The following is a 13,995-nucleotide window of genomic DNA, read 5'->3' as shown; positions in this document are numbered from 1 at the left end:
CGGCACGCATGCTGGCCGGTGCCGGCATCGCCGTGCTGCTGCATGTGCTGCTGTGGCAAGTACTGCGTTCAAACAAGCTGCCGGCCCCCCCTTTGCTGCCGCAGCGCAGCACGCAAATGCTGTTTTTGGCCCCCGTAGCGCGGCCTGCGCGCCCCCTGCCGCCAGCCGTCTCAAAAAGCCAGGCGCGTCCCCGGCATATCGTGGCCATCACGCCAGCGCCAGCGCCAGCAGCAATGCCCGCGCCCGCTGCCGACGCCGCAGCATTGCCGCCGCCCGCTGCGCTCGATCTTGACGCCTTGAAACGCCAGGCCAGGGAAGCGGCGCGCCAGGAGGGGCCATCCCTTGCCGGGCCAGCATTGACAACCAGCAACAAGACGGCGCAAGCCATCGCCAGCGCCGCGCGGCCCAGGTGCGACAACGATTACAAGCCGCGGCTGGGCAATGTGGAATTCACCGGCCTGGCCAAGCTGCCCTTCCTGCTGAAAGGCGCGACGGGCGACAGCGGCTGCAAGTGGTGACGCGCCTCCGGCGCCCGCCCATGACAGCGCTCCCCCACTCTGGCTATACTGTGAGATTAACGAGGAGAATTCATGCTGGAACTGTTGAGTGAACACGCCTGTTTTGGCGGAGTACAACGCTTTTATCGCCACGACGCGCAAGCCATCGGCTTGCCCATGCGCTTCTCGGCCTTCATTCCCGATACGGCGCCAGGCAGCGTGGCCGCCACCAAACGCCCCGCCCTGTTTTACCTGGCGGGTCTGACTTGCACGGAAGAAACGTTCATGATCAAAGGCGGCGCGCAGCGCGTGGCCGCGGAAGAAGGCTTGATCCTGATCACCCCCGACACCAGCCCCCGTGGCGCGAACGTCGCGGGCGAGAGCGAATCCTGGGATTTCGGCGTGGGCGCCGGCTTTTACGTGGACGCCACCGAGGCGCCGTGGAGCAGCCACTACCGCATGTACAGCTACATCCTGGAATTGCGCGCCTTGCTGGAGCAGGAACTGGCCATCGATGCGCAACGCACGGGCATTTTCGGCCACTCGATGGGCGGCCACGGCGCGCTGGTGCTGGCCTTGCGCAACCCGGACCTGTTCCGCTCCGTTTCCGCCTTCGCCCCCATCGCCGCACCGAGCCAATGTCCGTGGGGCAAGAAAGCGTTCACGGGCTACCTGGGCAGCGACGAGGCCAGCTGGCAGCAATACGACGCCAGCGCGCTGATGCACGGCCTGCAGGGCCAGCCGCCACTGTTCCCCGAAGGCATCTTGATCGACCAGGGCCTGGCCGACAAGTTCCTTCCCGAGCAACTGTTCCCCGACGTCTTCGAAGCGGCATGCCGCGACGCTGGCCAGCCCCTGCAGCTGCGCCGCCATGCCGGCTACGACCATGGCTATTACTTCATCGCCAGCTTCATGGAAGAGCACGTGCGCTTCCATGCGAAGAACTTGCGCGCCGCCTGATCTGCTGCGCTACTGCGCCGTGCTGGTATGCCCGTTGAAATGGCGCGTGTACCAGTCCGTCGCCAGCAAGGCGGCCTGGTGGCGCGTGTCGGGGCCGCCAGGGGCGGCGATCTGTTCCAGTTGTTTGTCGCAGCGCAAGGTGGCGAACGCCATGCGGTTCAGGCCAGCCACGTCGGGGTCGCGCCCGCCCACGATCAGCAGGGACGGCACGCGCACGTTTTCCAGCGCCGCCTTGCCGGCCATTTCCACCTGGCCATCGCACACAGCCAGCGCGGCGATTTCCGCGCTGCGCCAGGCCGCCAGCTGCATCACGACGGCCGCGCTGGTGCCATAGCCATACAGGCCGCAGGGCAAGCGCCGCGTGGACGGGTCGAGCTGCAGCCAGCCCAGGGCTTTTTCCAGCTGGCGCGCCAGCAGCACGATATCGCTGCGCACGAAATACGCGTGGCCATTGCTGCCGCCGCCAGGCTCGACGCCGCCTTGGTCGAAGCGCAGGGTGGCGATGCCCGCTCGCAAAAAATCCTGGGAAGTGGCGTGACTGGAAGCGCCCAGGTAGTCGCTGTCGGCGCCTGCGCCGTGGGCAAACAGGACGATGCCCACCGGCCGTTCGGGCATTTCAAGCACGCCATCCATTTGAAGTTCATCGGCCGTAATGCTGACAAATTGTTCTTGCATGGTTGCCTCCGCAATCGAGCTGGGATCAAGCTAAAGCTGAAGTCAAGCTGTACGCTGATTTTACGCTGATCTTGCCGGGCCGGGGACAGCCTGCGTGCCCCGGGCGGCTAACTTCAGTGTAGCAGCCCGCGGCCATTCCTGCGCAGCCGTTCGCGCATCGTCACCGGCAAGGCAGGACTATACGGCGCCGTGCCGGTCCAGCCCCTTCAGCACGGCTTCCGGGCGGATCGGCAAATGCCGCACGCGCGACGCCACGGCGGCGAAGATGGCGTTGCCGATGGCCGGCGCCACGGCCGTCGTGGGCGGTTCGCCCATGCCCGTCGCCGTATGCGTGCTGGCAACGAATTCGATGTCGAGCTCGGGCACATCGGCCATGCGCAGGGGCGTGTAGGTATTCAGGTTGGTATCCTTCACTTCGCCGTTCAGGAAAGCCGTGCCTTCATGCAAGGCCATGCTCACGCCCCACAGGGCGCCCCCTTCCGCCTGCGCCAGCGCGCCATCGGGGTCGACGATGCTGCCCGCATCGATCACCATGAACAATTTTTCGACTTTCACCATGCAAGTGCTGCGGTCCACCTTGACCCGGGCGACGCACGCCGTCCAGGTGGGCATGTCGCGTTCCTGGCCGAACGTGGCGGCGATGCCCAGGCCCGTGTCGGGCGGCATGGCCTTGCCCCAGCCCGCCTTGTCCGCCACGCGCTGCAGCACGTGGGCCAGGCGCGCAGCGCCGCCGACGGCGTTCGGCGCACTGCCCCCATTGCGGCCCGACGCCTGCAGCAAGGACAGGCGGAACGCCAGCGGATCGACCTTGGCCGCCTGCGCCGCCTCGTCCATGAAACTTTCCACAGCCCAATTCGTCCAGCCGGGGCCCACGGAGCGCAGCCAGCCGGGGCGGAAACTGCTGTTGGCCAGGTCGTTCGACACGGCCCGCACGCGCTGCGCGCCCACCGCATACCAGTGGTCGGCGCCGGCGATGGCGAACGGGTCATACGGATGGCCCTGCTTATCCTTGGCCAGGAAGGCGGGAATCATGGCTTGCGTGGGCCAGCCCGCGCTGGCCTCGTGCACCATCGCCGACACCTTGCCCGCGTCGTCGAACGCCATGCGCACATGCTGCACGGACGGCGAACGGGGCGAATCGAAGCGGGCATCGTCGGCCCGCGTGCAGATCATCTTGACGGGGCGCCCCACGGCTTGCGCCGCCAGCGCGGCCGGCACGCAATAATCGCCATTCAGACGCCGCCCGAAACCGCCGCCCAGCAGATAGGTGTGCAGCATGACCTTGCTCTCCGGCACCTTCAGCGCCTGCGCCAGCACGGGCAGGATCAACGATTGCCACTGGTTGCCTGCATGAATGTGCCAGACGCCGTCGATTTCCTGCGCCAGGGCATTCACGGGTTCCAGCTGGAAATGCAGCACGGTGCTGGTCGTGTAGCGGCGCTCCAGTTGCAGGCTGGCATCCTTGAACGCTTGCTCCACGCCATCGTCATCGACCACGCGCGCGCCCAGGCTGGCATCGGCCAGCTGCTTGGTGGCGTAATTGAGGATATCCTGCTCCGCCACGTGGGCCGCCGCGCCGGCCCGCCATTTCACTTGCACCAGGTCGGCCGCGCGCACGGCGGCCGCATACGTTTCGGCCACCACCATGACCCAGCCGGGCACCGTGCCGCTGGGATCTTGCAAGGCGAACGAACGCAGGTAGCCCTTGACCTTTTTCGCGGCCGCATCATCGATGGACACCACTTTCGCGCCGTAGCGCGTGGGCGGAATCTTCGGGCGCGCATACAGCATGCCCTCGACCTGCGCATCGATGCCGTACACGGCCGCGCCATTGATTTTCGCGGGAATGTCCAGCGCCTGCACGTGCTGGCCGATCAGGCTGCGCTGCTGCGGCGTTTTCAGCACGATGGCTTTCAATTGTTCCGGCGTGTACTGGCGCGCCAGCTTGCCACGGCGCACGATGTCGCCATAGCTGATCGACCGTCCCCGGCCGTGCACGACGCCCAGCCTGGCGTGGCAGGCGGACACGGGCACGCGCAGCAGGCGCGCGCCCTCCTCGACCAGCGCCAGGCGCCCGGCCGCGCCAGCACGGCTGAGCGGGTCGAAATTCTGCCAGACGGACCAGCTGCCGCCCGTCACCATCAAGCCCCATTTCGGGTCCGTGTCCACATAATGCAGGCGTACCTTGCTCCAGTCCGCTTCCAGTTCCTCGGCAACGATGCGCGCCAGGGCCGTACCGATATGCTGGCCCATTTCCGCCTTGGCGATATTGACGGTGATCATGCCATCGCGGCCGATCTGGAACCAGATACTGGGGTCGAACACGGGCGCGGCCGGCTTGGCGGGCGGCACGCGTGCCACCTTGCTGTCGGCCAAGGAACTGTCGGCGCGCAGGAAGGCCAAAGTAAACCCCGTGCCGGCGGCGGCGATCAGGAAACCGCGCCGGCCCAGCGAGCTGGGACGGGCAGCAGAATTTTCTTTCGGCAACTTAAACACCAGGCGCCTCCTGCATGCCGGCCGCCAGCTTGATGGCCTTGCGGATACGCACATACGCCATGCAGCGACACAGGTTGCCGCTCATGACGGCATCGATATTCGCATCCGTCGGTTGCGGATAATCTTTCAACAAGGTGGCCGCCTGCATGATCTGGCCCGACTGGCAATAGCCGCACTGGGGCGCCTGCGTGGCCAGCCACGCCCGCTGCAAAGGATGCGTGCCATCGGGCGAGAGGCCTTCGATGGTGGTGATGGCGCAGCCGGCCACGGCGGCAATCGGCGTAATGCACGAACGCATGGCGCGGCCATCCACGTGCACGGTGCAGGCGCCGCACATGCCGATGCCGCAGCCAAACTTCGTGCCCTTCAAGTTGACTTCATCGCGCAGCACCCACAGCAGGGGCGTCTCGGCGTCGGTCTCGGTGCCGAAGGGCTGGCCATTCACGGTAATGTTATACATAAGAAACTTTCAAGAATTACTTGCCGGCGCGCGTGCGCGCCACGGCCGCTTCCAGGTTCGTCCAGGCCGGCTGGTGGCTGCGGCTGCGGCGCAGATAGGCGGCCAGCTGGGCCACGTCATTGTCCGTCAGCGAGGCGGCAAAGCCGGGCATCAGCACGCCGGGCATGGCCGCATCCTTGCTGATGCCGTGCAATATCACCTGGATCAGGTTGGCGGGATCGGGCGCGCTGACGGCGCTGTTCAGGCTCAGTTCCGGGCGCAGAGCCACGGGCCGGCCATCGCTGTTCGAGTGGCACGACGCGCAGGCGGCCACGTACAGGCTGGCGCCACGGTCGTTGTCGACCAGGCTGACCCTCTGCGAGCGGGCGATGCCGGCCTTGACCACGGCATCCGTATCGACCTGGTGTTGTTCAGCGCCGGCCACGCCGGCAAAATATACGGACAGCGCGCGGATATCGCTATCGGGCGAGGCGCCCATGCCTTCGTGCACGACGGCCGACATGGGCCCTGCCGCCACGCCGTGCAGGGCCGTCGCGCCCGTGCGCAGGAAGGCGTACAGCTCGTCCTGCGTCCATGGCAAGGGGGCCGTGTTGGCGCTGGTCAAGGCCGGCGCATACCAGTGGTCGATGGCCGCGCCCAGATAGGGCGAACCGGCCAGCTCGGCGCCCAGCGCATTGCGCGGCGTGTGGCAGGCGGCGCAATGGGCCAGGCCTTCGGCCAGGTAGCGGCCCCGGTTCCAGTCCAGTCCTTGCGCAGGATCAAGCTGGAAAGGCGCTGGCTTGAAAAACAGCAGTTTCCAGCCTGCCTGCAAGGGGCGCAGGTTCAGGGGAAACGGCACGCTGTTGGCGGGCGCCATCGCATACACGGGCGGGCGCGTCATGAAATACGCGTACAAGGCCGTCAGGTCAGCCTCCGAGACGAGGTTGAAATGGGTGTACGGAAAAACGGGGTACAAATGGGCGCCATCGCGGCCCACGCCTTCGCGCATGGCCCGCTGGAAGGCGGCCAGCGACCAGCGGCCGATGCCCGTTTGCCGGTCGGGCGTGATATTCGTCGCGTAGATCGTGCCGAACGGCGTGGCCAGGCCGTGGCCGCCCGCGTAATCGGCGCCGTCCCTGGCCGTATGGCAGGCGGCGCAATTGCCCATGCCCGCCAGGATGCGGCCCCGCTCCACCACTTGCGGGGAAAATGCCGTGGCGGCAGGCGGATCGATGGGCGCCAGCGCGGGGCGCCAGTAATACAGATACGCGGCCAGGGCCGCCACGATGAGCAATGCCAGCGACAACAGCAGGCCGGTGAAGATTTTCTTGAGCAAAACAGGAACCAGTGAAAAGTAAAGGCCAGGGTGTAAGCAAGGCGCACGGGCCGCCGGCCAACGGCGGCGGCAACAGGGCCACAGTGACAATCTTACCGCGATTGTGACTTGTTGTATGTACGCAATGACACGCAGGCAACGCCGCAGGCGGGCTGCGCCTTATAATCAGCGTTTCAGCACGCCGCCGCTCCTTCATGCATACCGTTACCATCATCCTCATCCTCGTCCTGACCGTCGTCCTGTGCGGCTTTCTCGCCCGCTCGCGCTGGGTCAGGCTGCCGCTGCCCCTGATCCAGATCGCCGGCGGCACGGGTTTGGCCTTGTTTGGCGTGCAAGTGCCGCTCGATCCCGACATTTTCTTCCTGCTCTTCATCCCGCCGCTGCTGTTTCTCGACGGCTGGCGCATCCCCAAGGGCGCCTTCTTTTCCGACGCGCGCTCGATCCTGATGCTGGCCATCGGCCTGGTACTGTTTACCGTGCTGGGCATGGGCTTTTTCATCGACTGGCTCATCCCCAGCGTGCCGCTGGCCGTCGCCTTCGCGCTGGGCGCCATCCTGTCGCCGACGGATCCCGTGGCCGTCTCGGCGATCGCCGCCGGCAACCCGATCCCGCCGCGCCTGATGCACATCCTCGAAGGCGAATCGCTGCTGAACGACGCTTCGGGCCTCGTCTGCTTCACGTTTGCCGTGGGCGCCATGATGACGGGCGGCTTTTCCATCGGCGCCGCCTCGCTGAGTTTCCTGCAGGAAGCGGGCGGCGGCATCGTCATCGGCCTGGCCATCTCGTGGGGCGTGGGCCTGGCGAATAAATGGCTGGTGAGCAAGGTGGGCGAAGAGCCGGGCCTGCAAATCCTCATCAGCATACTGATTCCGTTCGCCGCCTACCTGGGCGCCGAGCAAATCCACGGTTCCGGCATCCTGGCCGCCGCCACGGCGGGCGTGTCCATGCATTACGCCGACCTGATCGGCCGTCCGCTGGCCGCCACGCGCACCCAGCGCAAGGCCGTGTGGGATACCGTGCAACTGGTCTTGAACGGCGTGATCTTCGTCATGCTGGGCGCGCAGCTGCCCGCCACCGTGGCCGGCTTGCCGGCCGCCTCCGCCGAAATCGGCGCCGGCAGCGCCTGGAAGCTGCCCCTGTTCGTCATCGCCATCACGGTGGGGCTGACCTTCATGCGTTTCCTCTGGGTCTTCATTTCCATGAAACTGACCCTGTTCAAGCACCACAAGAAAATCGCGGGCGAACCGAAGGATGCGGCGCTGCTGGCGCGCCCCAGCCTGCGCCTGCTGCTGGTGGCGTCGTTCGCGGGCGTGCGCGGCGCGCTGACCCTGGCCGGCATCCTGACCCTGCCCCTGTTCTTGCCCGATGGCAATCGTTTCCCGGCGCGCGACCTCGTCATCTTCCTGGCCATGGGCGTGATCCTGCTGTCGCTGCTGCTGGCCAGCGTCACCCTGCCCCTGCTGACCAAGGGCCTGGTGTTCGCGCCGCCCGCGCGCCGTTCGACGGAAGAGCGCAATGCCCGCGCCGCAGCCGCCGAAGCGGCCATCGCGCGGCTGGAAAAAGTGTGCGAAGGCATCGACAAGAATGACAAGCAGCAAGTCGTCACGGAAGCGGCCAACCGCCTGATCGAAGCCTACCGGCGCCGCCTCGCGTATGGCGAAAGCAGCAACGACGAGGCGATGCGCTTGCAGGAACTGGCCAAGGCCGAGCGCGCGCTGCGCCTGGAAGCGCTGAATGCGGAGCGCGATGAACTGTTCCGCCGCCGCATTTCTGGCGAACTGGACGACACCATCCATTTGCGCCTGCTGCGCGAAATCGACTTGCTGGAAGCGACACTGGAAGAATAGCAACACTCTGGCGTGCCACGGCAGTGTTGACAAGTAATTCTCATGGCAAAGAATGCAAGTTTTCACATTCGTGTTTATAATGCAAGGTTGTATGGCGTAGCGCCGTGATTTACTTTCAACCGGGACTTCCGTAGAGTCTGTGTTGCTGAGTAACAGTATAAGTAGCCACCCGACCCGAATAAAGACACCGACGCCGTGCCCTCCTCCCCCCGCCACCGGCAGCGCTCCGCGCCGCCAGCCCTGTTTGCTGTCGTGCTGCTGGCTTCGCTGCTCGCCGGCACCGCGCTGGCGCCGTCTGCGGCGTGGGCGCAAGCGGGCGCGGCGGCCGACGCCAGGCGTCCCGCCGAGGTGGCCCAGGTCCTGTTTGGCATCGTCAGCTATGTGCGCTGGCCCGTGGCGCGCCAGGAAGTGCGCGTCTGCATGGTCGGTGCACCCCGCTATGGCGCGGCCATCGTCGACACGCCCGCCTCCAGCCTGGGCCAGCGCATCCGCGTGAAAATCCCGGCGCTGGCAAGCGCGGCCAGCGAATGCGACGTCGTCTACCTGGGCAGCTTGCCCGAGGGAGAGCGCGAGCACTTGCTGGCGCAGCTCATCGGCAAGCCGATTTTATCGGTCGCCGAACCCGGCACGTCGTGCACCGTAGGCACCATGTTCTGCCTGCGCCTGAACGAGGCGCAGATCGGCTTTGACGTCAACCTCGACGCCATCGCCCGCAGCGGCCTGCGCGTGCATCCGAACGCCTTGCAAATTGCACGTCGCAAGGGACCGCCGCCATGAGCGCCCGCATGAGCACCAAGCCTGCCCGCACGCCCCGCCCTACGCTCGACAGCGTGCTGCGGCGCGCCCACCTGAGCGTGTCGCTGATCGCCGTGCTGGCGGCCGGCCTGACCCTGACGGCCGTGGCGCTGCTGGCCCTGCGCGTGTATTCGGACCAGAACCTGCGCCTGGTGGCCCGCTCGATGAGCTACACGGTGGAAGGGGCCGTCGTCTTTGGCGATTCCCAGGCCGCCAGGGAAGCGCTGGCCTTGATCGGCGTCAATGAAGATATTGACCAGGCGCAAGTGAGCGACACGGCCGGCAAGGTGCTGGCCCGCTGGGAACGGGGGCAACATGGCACGCGCTACTACATCGAACGCGCGCTGACGGGCTGGATGCTGCCCGATTCGCTGACTTTCCCCATCACGCGCAATGACCAGGCCATCGGCAACATCACTCTGGTGCCGCACAGCCGCAGCCTGCTGCCCTTCCTGCTCAGCGGCCTGGCCTGCCTGCTCGCCTGCCTGGTGCTCAGCCTGGCCGTCGCCGTGCGCCTGTCGCGCCGCATGGAAACGGAAATCACGTCGCCCCTGCGCCACCTGGCGGAAACGGCCCACCGCGTGCGGCGCGACCGCTCGTTCGAATTGCGCGTGCCGCCAGCCAATATTGCCGAGTTGAACCAGATCAATGACGACTTCAACGCCCTGCTCGACGAACTGGAAGCATGGCAGAGCCATCTGCAAAAGGAAAACGCCTCGCTGTCGCACCGCGCCAACCATGACAGCCTGACGGGCCTGTCGAACCGCGCCTTCATGGAAGCGGAGCTGGAACGCGCCATCCTCGAAGCGCGGGTCGGCAATGGCAAGGTGGCCGTGCTGTTCCTCGACAGCGACCGCTTCAAATACATCAACGATACCTTCGGCCATGCCTCGGGCGACCGGGTGCTGGTGACGATCGCCGCGCGCATCAAGCAGCAATTGCGCGAGGGCGACCTGGTGGCGCGCCTGGGCGGCGACGAATTCGCCATCCTGCTCAAGCCGCTGCGCAACAGCAGCGACGCCATGCACATCGCCGACAACATCATCGCCGCCATGGCGCAAGCCATTGAATTGCCCACTGGCAACAGTATCGTCAGCTCGCTGACCATCGGCGTAGCCGTCTTCCCCGACCACGCCATCGACGCCGTCTCGCTGGTGGGCGCGGCGGATGAAGCCATGTACCGCGCCAAGCAGGCGCAGCGCGGCACGCGCCAGGTGGCGCGCCTGCCGCAACCCCATATTCATCCCTGAACCAAGGAGCAACACCATGCAATTTCTCTACACACAATTACGCCGCGGCGTCCTCGGTCTGTTCATGCTGGGCCTGCTGGCCGCCTGCCAGAGCACGCCAGAAATCAAACCGCTGTTCAACGCCGAGCAAGTCGCCACCTTGAAGGAGCAAGGCTTCAACCAGACCGACGAAGGCTGGGAACTGAGCTTTACGGACAAGCTGCTGTTTGAGTTCGACGCCGCCAAGCTGACGGCACCGAGCCGCAACGCCATCCAGAAAATCAGCGCCGCCCTGCTGAAAGTGGGCATTACCCACATGCGCGTGGAAGGCCATACGGATAACGAAGGCACGGAAGCGTACAACAACAAGCTGTCGCTGGCGCGCGCCAACGTGGTGGCCGACGCCATGAGTGCATCGGGCATTCCGCGCGACAACATCACCGTCAAGGGCCTGGGCATGAGCAAACCGGTCGCCTCGAACGCCAGCAAGACGGGCAAGGCGGAAAACCGCCGCGTCACCGTCATCGTCTCGGCGCCTTGACCTTGAACCTGGACGTGCCCGCCGTGCGCTGGGTCGTGATGGGCGTGTCCGGCTGCGGCAAGAGCGCCGTCGGCAGCCTGCTGGCCGACGCCCTGCACGTGCCCTACGTGGAAGGCGACGACGTGCATTCCCCGCAAAACGTGGCGAAGATGGCGGCTGGCATCCCGCTCGACGATGCCGACCGGGCCGGCTGGCTGGCCGCCCTGCGCGAACGCATCGCTGCGGCGCGCGCGCAAGGCAGCGGCCTCGTCGTCTCTTGCTCGGCCCTGAAGCGCACCTACCGCGACGTGCTGCGCGCAGGCGATCCGGCCCTGCGCTTTGTCCACCTGGACGGCCCGCGCGCCGTGCTGGAAAGCCGCTTGCAGCGCCCGGGCCACTTCATGCCCGCCAGCCTGCTCGACAGCCAGCTTGCCACCCTGCAACCGCTGCAGGCGGACGAGGCCGGCATCGTGCTCGATATCCGCCAGCCTCTGGCCGCGCTGCTCGAACGGATCCTGCAAACGCCCTGACTGGCAGCCGTGCGGCTGGACAGCCCGCGGCCCCCTGTGTAGACTGGCGCGCACTTTCATGAGGGATTTCTATGAGCACACCAACGACAAAACCAGCACCGGGCCCGGAATTCTGGGAACGCGCCGACCAGGTCATCGCCCTGGCCAATGAGCAATGCATGCACAGCGGCGGCAATGAAGTGGCCACCTCGCTGCTGTACGCGGCAGCCCGCTTCAACGCCTTCCTCGTCGCCAGCAAGAGCAACGACGTGGCCAAGATGCAGGCAGAGAAGGAAGGCGCCGTGGCCTTCTTCACGGAACAGTACAAGCGCATGCTGACCGACAACTTCAACGATTACATCACCAACTTCGACAAGTACACGCAACCGTCGTCGGCCCCCAAGGGCTGATGCCAACGGCCAGCCTGGACAGTCACCGCGTCCGCGCCAGCCACGCTGGCGAAGTGCTGGACGGCGTGGTGCGCTACGCACCGCTGCCATCGCTGTGGCTGACGGCCATGCTGGCCGGCGCCGTGACTGGCGCCCTGTTCTTCTTCAGCTGGACGGGCGTGGCGCTGTTTATCGTCAGTACGGCCATCGTCCTGCTGTTCGGCCACTCGCTGGGCAGCCACCGCAAACTGATCCACGACAGCTTCGCATGCCCGCAATGGCTGGAATATGTACTCGTCTACCTGGGCGTGCTGGTGGGCCTGAGCGGCCCGCTGGGCCTGCTGCGCCAGCACGAACTGCGCGACTATGCGCAGCGCTTGCCCGATTGCCACCCGTATCTGCGCCACGGCGCCGGCTTCTGGCGCGATGCCTGGTGGCAACTCCACTGCCGCCTGGACCTCACCCACCCGCCGCGCATCGCCATCGAGCCGCGCATCGCGCACGACCGCTTTTATCGTTTCCTGGAAAAAACCTGGATGCTGCAGCAACTGCCGTGGGCCATGCTGTTCTACGCCTGGGGCGGCTGGGGCTACGTCTGCTGGGGCGTCTGCGCGCGGGTCAGCGCCGGTGTGCTGGGCCACTGGCTGATCGGCTACTTCGCCCACAACCATGGGCAAATGCACTTTCATGTCGACGGCGCCGCCGTGCAAGGTCGGAATATCCGCCTGACCTCGCTGCTGACCATGGGCGAATGCTGGCACAACAACCATCACGCGTATCCGGGTTCAGCCAGGCTGGGCCTGCTGCCGGGCGAATGGGACCCGGGCTGGTGGATGCTGCTGCTGTTGCGGCGCCTGGGCCTCGTCTCCGGCCTGCGCCTGCCGCATGACCTGGCGCCGCGGCCGGAACTGCGCCAACGGTTGCCCACTGATAGTTATTGACCAATCGTTCACCAATGCCTATAGTGTAAGCAGATACGGGACATCCCGCCCCGCCGCACGCATTGCTTACGTACCATGGCCAGACCGCGCAACTTCGACGAAACGACCGTCATCAGCCAGGCTGCCGCCGTCTTTGGCAGCCTGGGCTACAACGCCGCATCGATCGATGACCTGGTCAAGGCGACCGGTTTGCTGCGCGGCAGCCTGTACAAGGCATTCGGCTCCAAGCGCCATCTGTTCGAGCGCGTGCTGGCGCAGGCGCTGCAGCCTGGCTGGCCGGCGCGGGAAGAAGCGGTCGACTTGCTGATCATCGCCTTGAAGGAACTGGCGCCCTCCGACGCCGCCATCACGGCGCTGTGCCGCACCGCCGTGCAGGACACGGGCGCCGGGACGGCCCGCCTGCTGGGCGAACGCCTGTTAAGCCATCTGGATCAACCACCAAAGGAGACACCATGCCTGTCCTCGAATTGAACGACGATGCACTGACCATCAGCCTGGCCCTGTGGGAAAAGCTGGCCTCCTTTCACGGCAACCTGCGTATTCCCCTGCAGCATGTGCGGGGCGCCACCGACGATGACGGCTTTCGCGGCACGGCCCTGGGCTTGCGCGCCCCGGGCACCAACCTGCCTGGCGTCATTTCGGCGGGCACCTACCACAAGGGGGGCGACCGCCAGTTTGTCTTCATGACGCGCGGCACGCAGCCGCTGGTCATCGAATTGCAGGGCGAAAAGTGGGCGCGCCTGGTACTGGGCGTGCCTGACGCGCGCGCCATGGCGGCGCGCATCAATGCGCTGGCCACGGCGCCAGCTTGACGCATCAGCCCGGCTCGCCCGCCAGGTAATTGTTCTTCACGCGCACGTAGTGCTCGGCCGAATAGCGCAGGTAGGCGATCTCGGCCTCGGTCAGTGCGCGCACCTTGGCGGCGGGACGGCCCACGTACAAATGGCCGCTTTCCAGCACCTTGCCCGGCGACACCAGGCTGCCCGCACCCAGCATCACGTGTTTTTCCACCACCACGTCATCCATGACGATGCTGCCCATGCCGATCAGGCACGCGTCGCCGATGGTGCAGCCGTGCAAGATCACGGAATGGCCGATGGTGACGTACTTGCCGATGGTCAACGGTGAACCGTCGGGCTTGGCCGCATTCCTGTGCGACACGTGGCCCATGGAAAAGTCCTGGATATTGCTGCCTTCGCCGATGACGATGCGGTTGACATCGCCGCGCAGCACGCTGTTGCACCAGATGGAACAGTCGTCGCCGATCTGCACGTCGCCAATCACTTGCGCCGTGTCATGCAGGTAGACGCGCTCGCCCAGCACGGGACGGGTATTCAGGTAAGAGCTTACAGGCATTGTCTT

16 protein-coding genes are annotated in these 13,995 nt (G+C 66.0%); 11 read left to right on the top strand and 5 right to left on the bottom strand.

Annotated features, from left to right (window positions below; translation table 11 throughout):
* The first annotated feature begins 8 nt into the window (after positions 1 to 8).
* Together NCG91_RS21880 and fghA are read left to right on the top strand one after the other, a co-directional pair.
* Positions 9 to 518 (top strand): hypothetical protein, encoded by a 510-nt coding sequence (locus NCG91_RS21880; RefSeq protein WP_251351182.1) that lies wholly within the window; start codon positions 9 to 11, stop codon positions 516 to 518.
* Positions 519 to 590: 72 nt separating this feature from the next.
* Positions 591 to 1,457, top strand: coding sequence for an S-formylglutathione hydrolase (gene fghA / locus NCG91_RS21875; RefSeq protein ID WP_285817200.1), 867 nt, complete (start codon positions 591 to 593; stop codon positions 1,455 to 1,457).
* Between the two features lie 9 nt (positions 1,458 to 1,466).
* On the opposite strand, the gene NCG91_RS21870 is transcribed toward fghA, so the two are convergent.
* The 4 genes from NCG91_RS21870 to NCG91_RS21855 form a co-directional block, all read right to left on the bottom strand.
* On the bottom strand, positions 1,467 to 2,132 hold the full coding sequence (locus NCG91_RS21870) for a dienelactone hydrolase family protein (protein WP_077402643.1): 666 nt from the start codon (positions 2,130 to 2,132) through the stop codon (positions 1,467 to 1,469).
* A 177-nt stretch (positions 2,133 to 2,309) separates the two neighbouring features.
* Entirely contained in the window at positions 2,310 to 4,628 is a 2,319-nt protein-coding gene (locus NCG91_RS21865; protein WP_251351181.1) for a xanthine dehydrogenase family protein molybdopterin-binding subunit, read from the bottom strand.
* Positions 4,621 to 5,088, bottom strand: coding sequence for a (2Fe-2S)-binding protein (locus tag NCG91_RS21860; RefSeq protein ID WP_034782880.1), 468 nt, complete (start codon positions 5,086 to 5,088; stop codon positions 4,621 to 4,623). Before NCG91_RS21860 ends, NCG91_RS21865 begins: the two co-directional genes overlap by 8 nt.
* Before the next feature lie 16 nt (positions 5,089 to 5,104).
* A complete protein-coding gene (locus tag NCG91_RS21855) occupies positions 5,105 to 6,403 on the bottom strand; it encodes a cytochrome c (protein WP_251351180.1) in 1,299 nt (432 codons plus the stop codon).
* Between the two features lie 194 nt (positions 6,404 to 6,597).
* Between NCG91_RS21855 and NCG91_RS21850 the strand changes: the two genes are divergently transcribed.
* The 9 genes from NCG91_RS21850 to NCG91_RS21810 all read left to right on the top strand — a co-directional run bounded on the left by NCG91_RS21850 (position 6,598) and on the right by NCG91_RS21810 (position 13,445).
* The gene (locus NCG91_RS21850) at positions 6,598 to 8,250 is read left to right on the top strand and encodes a Na+/H+ antiporter (protein WP_077402630.1); all 1,653 of its coding nucleotides are present in this window, start codon (positions 6,598 to 6,600) and stop codon (positions 8,248 to 8,250) included.
* Between the two features lie 195 nt (positions 8,251 to 8,445).
* Positions 8,446 to 9,027 carry a regulatory sequestration protein YfiR gene (gene yfiR, locus NCG91_RS21845; RefSeq protein ID WP_251351179.1) on the top strand — a complete coding sequence of 194 codons (582 nt, stop codon included), beginning with the start codon at positions 8,446 to 8,448 and terminating at the stop codon, positions 9,025 to 9,027.
* A gap of 8 nt (positions 9,028 to 9,035) precedes the next feature.
* Complete coding sequence (gene dgcN / locus NCG91_RS21840; protein ID WP_251351178.1) at positions 9,036 to 10,295, top strand: diguanylate cyclase DgcN/YfiN; 1,260 nt, start codon at positions 9,036 to 9,038, stop codon at positions 10,293 to 10,295.
* Between the two features lie 16 nt (positions 10,296 to 10,311).
* Entirely contained in the window at positions 10,312 to 10,815 is a 504-nt protein-coding gene (yfiB, locus tag NCG91_RS21835; RefSeq protein ID WP_251351177.1) for an outer membrane lipoprotein YfiB, read from the top strand.
* 38 nt (positions 10,816 to 10,853) lie between these two features.
* Entirely contained in the window at positions 10,854 to 11,324 is a 471-nt protein-coding gene (locus tag NCG91_RS21830) for a gluconokinase (protein WP_251351276.1), read from the top strand.
* Positions 11,325 to 11,395: 71 nt separating this feature from the next.
* Entirely contained in the window at positions 11,396 to 11,713 is a 318-nt protein-coding gene (locus NCG91_RS21825) for a DUF3144 domain-containing protein (RefSeq protein ID WP_092712778.1), read from the top strand.
* Complete coding sequence (locus NCG91_RS21820; protein ID WP_251351176.1) at positions 11,713 to 12,633, top strand: acyl-CoA desaturase; 921 nt, start codon at positions 11,713 to 11,715, stop codon at positions 12,631 to 12,633. The genes NCG91_RS21825 and NCG91_RS21820 overlap by 1 nt, the downstream gene beginning before the upstream one ends.
* Before the next feature lie 75 nt (positions 12,634 to 12,708).
* Positions 12,709 to 13,104, top strand: coding sequence for a helix-turn-helix domain-containing protein (locus NCG91_RS21815; RefSeq protein ID WP_251351175.1), 396 nt, complete (start codon positions 12,709 to 12,711; stop codon positions 13,102 to 13,104).
* Positions 13,086 to 13,445 (top strand): hypothetical protein, encoded by a 360-nt coding sequence (locus NCG91_RS21810; protein WP_251351174.1) that lies wholly within the window; start codon positions 13,086 to 13,088, stop codon positions 13,443 to 13,445. Before NCG91_RS21815 ends, NCG91_RS21810 begins: the two co-directional genes overlap by 19 nt.
* A gap of 4 nt (positions 13,446 to 13,449) precedes the next feature.
* Here the strand turns inward: NCG91_RS21810 and NCG91_RS21805 are convergent, their stop codons facing one another.
* A complete protein-coding gene (locus NCG91_RS21805) occupies positions 13,450 to 13,989 on the bottom strand; it encodes a gamma carbonic anhydrase family protein (protein ID WP_251351173.1) in 540 nt (179 codons plus the stop codon).
* Positions 13,990 to 13,995 lie beyond the last annotated feature (6 nt).

The organism is Janthinobacterium kumbetense (assembly GCF_023703445.1).
In the GTDB taxonomy this organism is placed as follows: Bacteria; Pseudomonadota; Gammaproteobacteria; order Burkholderiales; family Burkholderiaceae_D; genus Janthinobacterium; species Janthinobacterium kumbetense.
Note: the sequence above shows the minus strand (reverse complement) of the source record. Positions and strands in the feature narration are given on the sequence as shown.

Bases quoted from the DNA above. Each gene is read 5' to 3' on its own strand.
- NCG91_RS21805 (WP_251351173.1), bottom strand. From the start codon at position 13,989: ATGCCTGTAAGCTCTTACCTGAATACCCGTCCCGTGCTGGGCGAGCGC.
- NCG91_RS21815 (WP_251351175.1), top strand. From the start codon at position 12,709: ATGGCCAGACCGCGCAACTTCGACGAAACGACCGTCATCAGCCAGGCT.
- NCG91_RS21810 (WP_251351174.1), top strand. From the start codon at position 13,086: ATGCCTGTCCTCGAATTGAACGACGATGCACTGACCATCAGCCTGGCC.
- dgcN (WP_251351178.1), top strand. From the start codon at position 9,036: ATGAGCACCAAGCCTGCCCGCACGCCCCGCCCTACGCTCGACAGCGTG.
- fghA (WP_285817200.1), top strand. From the start codon at position 591: ATGCTGGAACTGTTGAGTGAACACGCCTGTTTTGGCGGAGTACAACGC.
- NCG91_RS21820 (WP_251351176.1), top strand. From the start codon at position 11,713: ATGCCAACGGCCAGCCTGGACAGTCACCGCGTCCGCGCCAGCCACGCT.
- NCG91_RS21860 (WP_034782880.1), bottom strand. From the start codon at position 5,088: ATGTATAACATTACCGTGAATGGCCAGCCCTTCGGCACCGAGACCGAC.
- NCG91_RS21825 (WP_092712778.1), top strand. From the start codon at position 11,396: ATGAGCACACCAACGACAAAACCAGCACCGGGCCCGGAATTCTGGGAA.
- NCG91_RS21830 (WP_251351276.1), top strand. From the start codon at position 10,854: ATGGGCGTGTCCGGCTGCGGCAAGAGCGCCGTCGGCAGCCTGCTGGCC.
- NCG91_RS21880 (WP_251351182.1), top strand. From the start codon at position 9: ATGCTGGCCGGTGCCGGCATCGCCGTGCTGCTGCATGTGCTGCTGTGG.
- NCG91_RS21850 (WP_077402630.1), top strand. From the start codon at position 6,598: ATGCATACCGTTACCATCATCCTCATCCTCGTCCTGACCGTCGTCCTG.
- yfiB (WP_251351177.1), top strand. From the start codon at position 10,312: ATGCAATTTCTCTACACACAATTACGCCGCGGCGTCCTCGGTCTGTTC.
- NCG91_RS21870 (WP_077402643.1), bottom strand. From the start codon at position 2,132: ATGCAAGAACAATTTGTCAGCATTACGGCCGATGAACTTCAAATGGAT.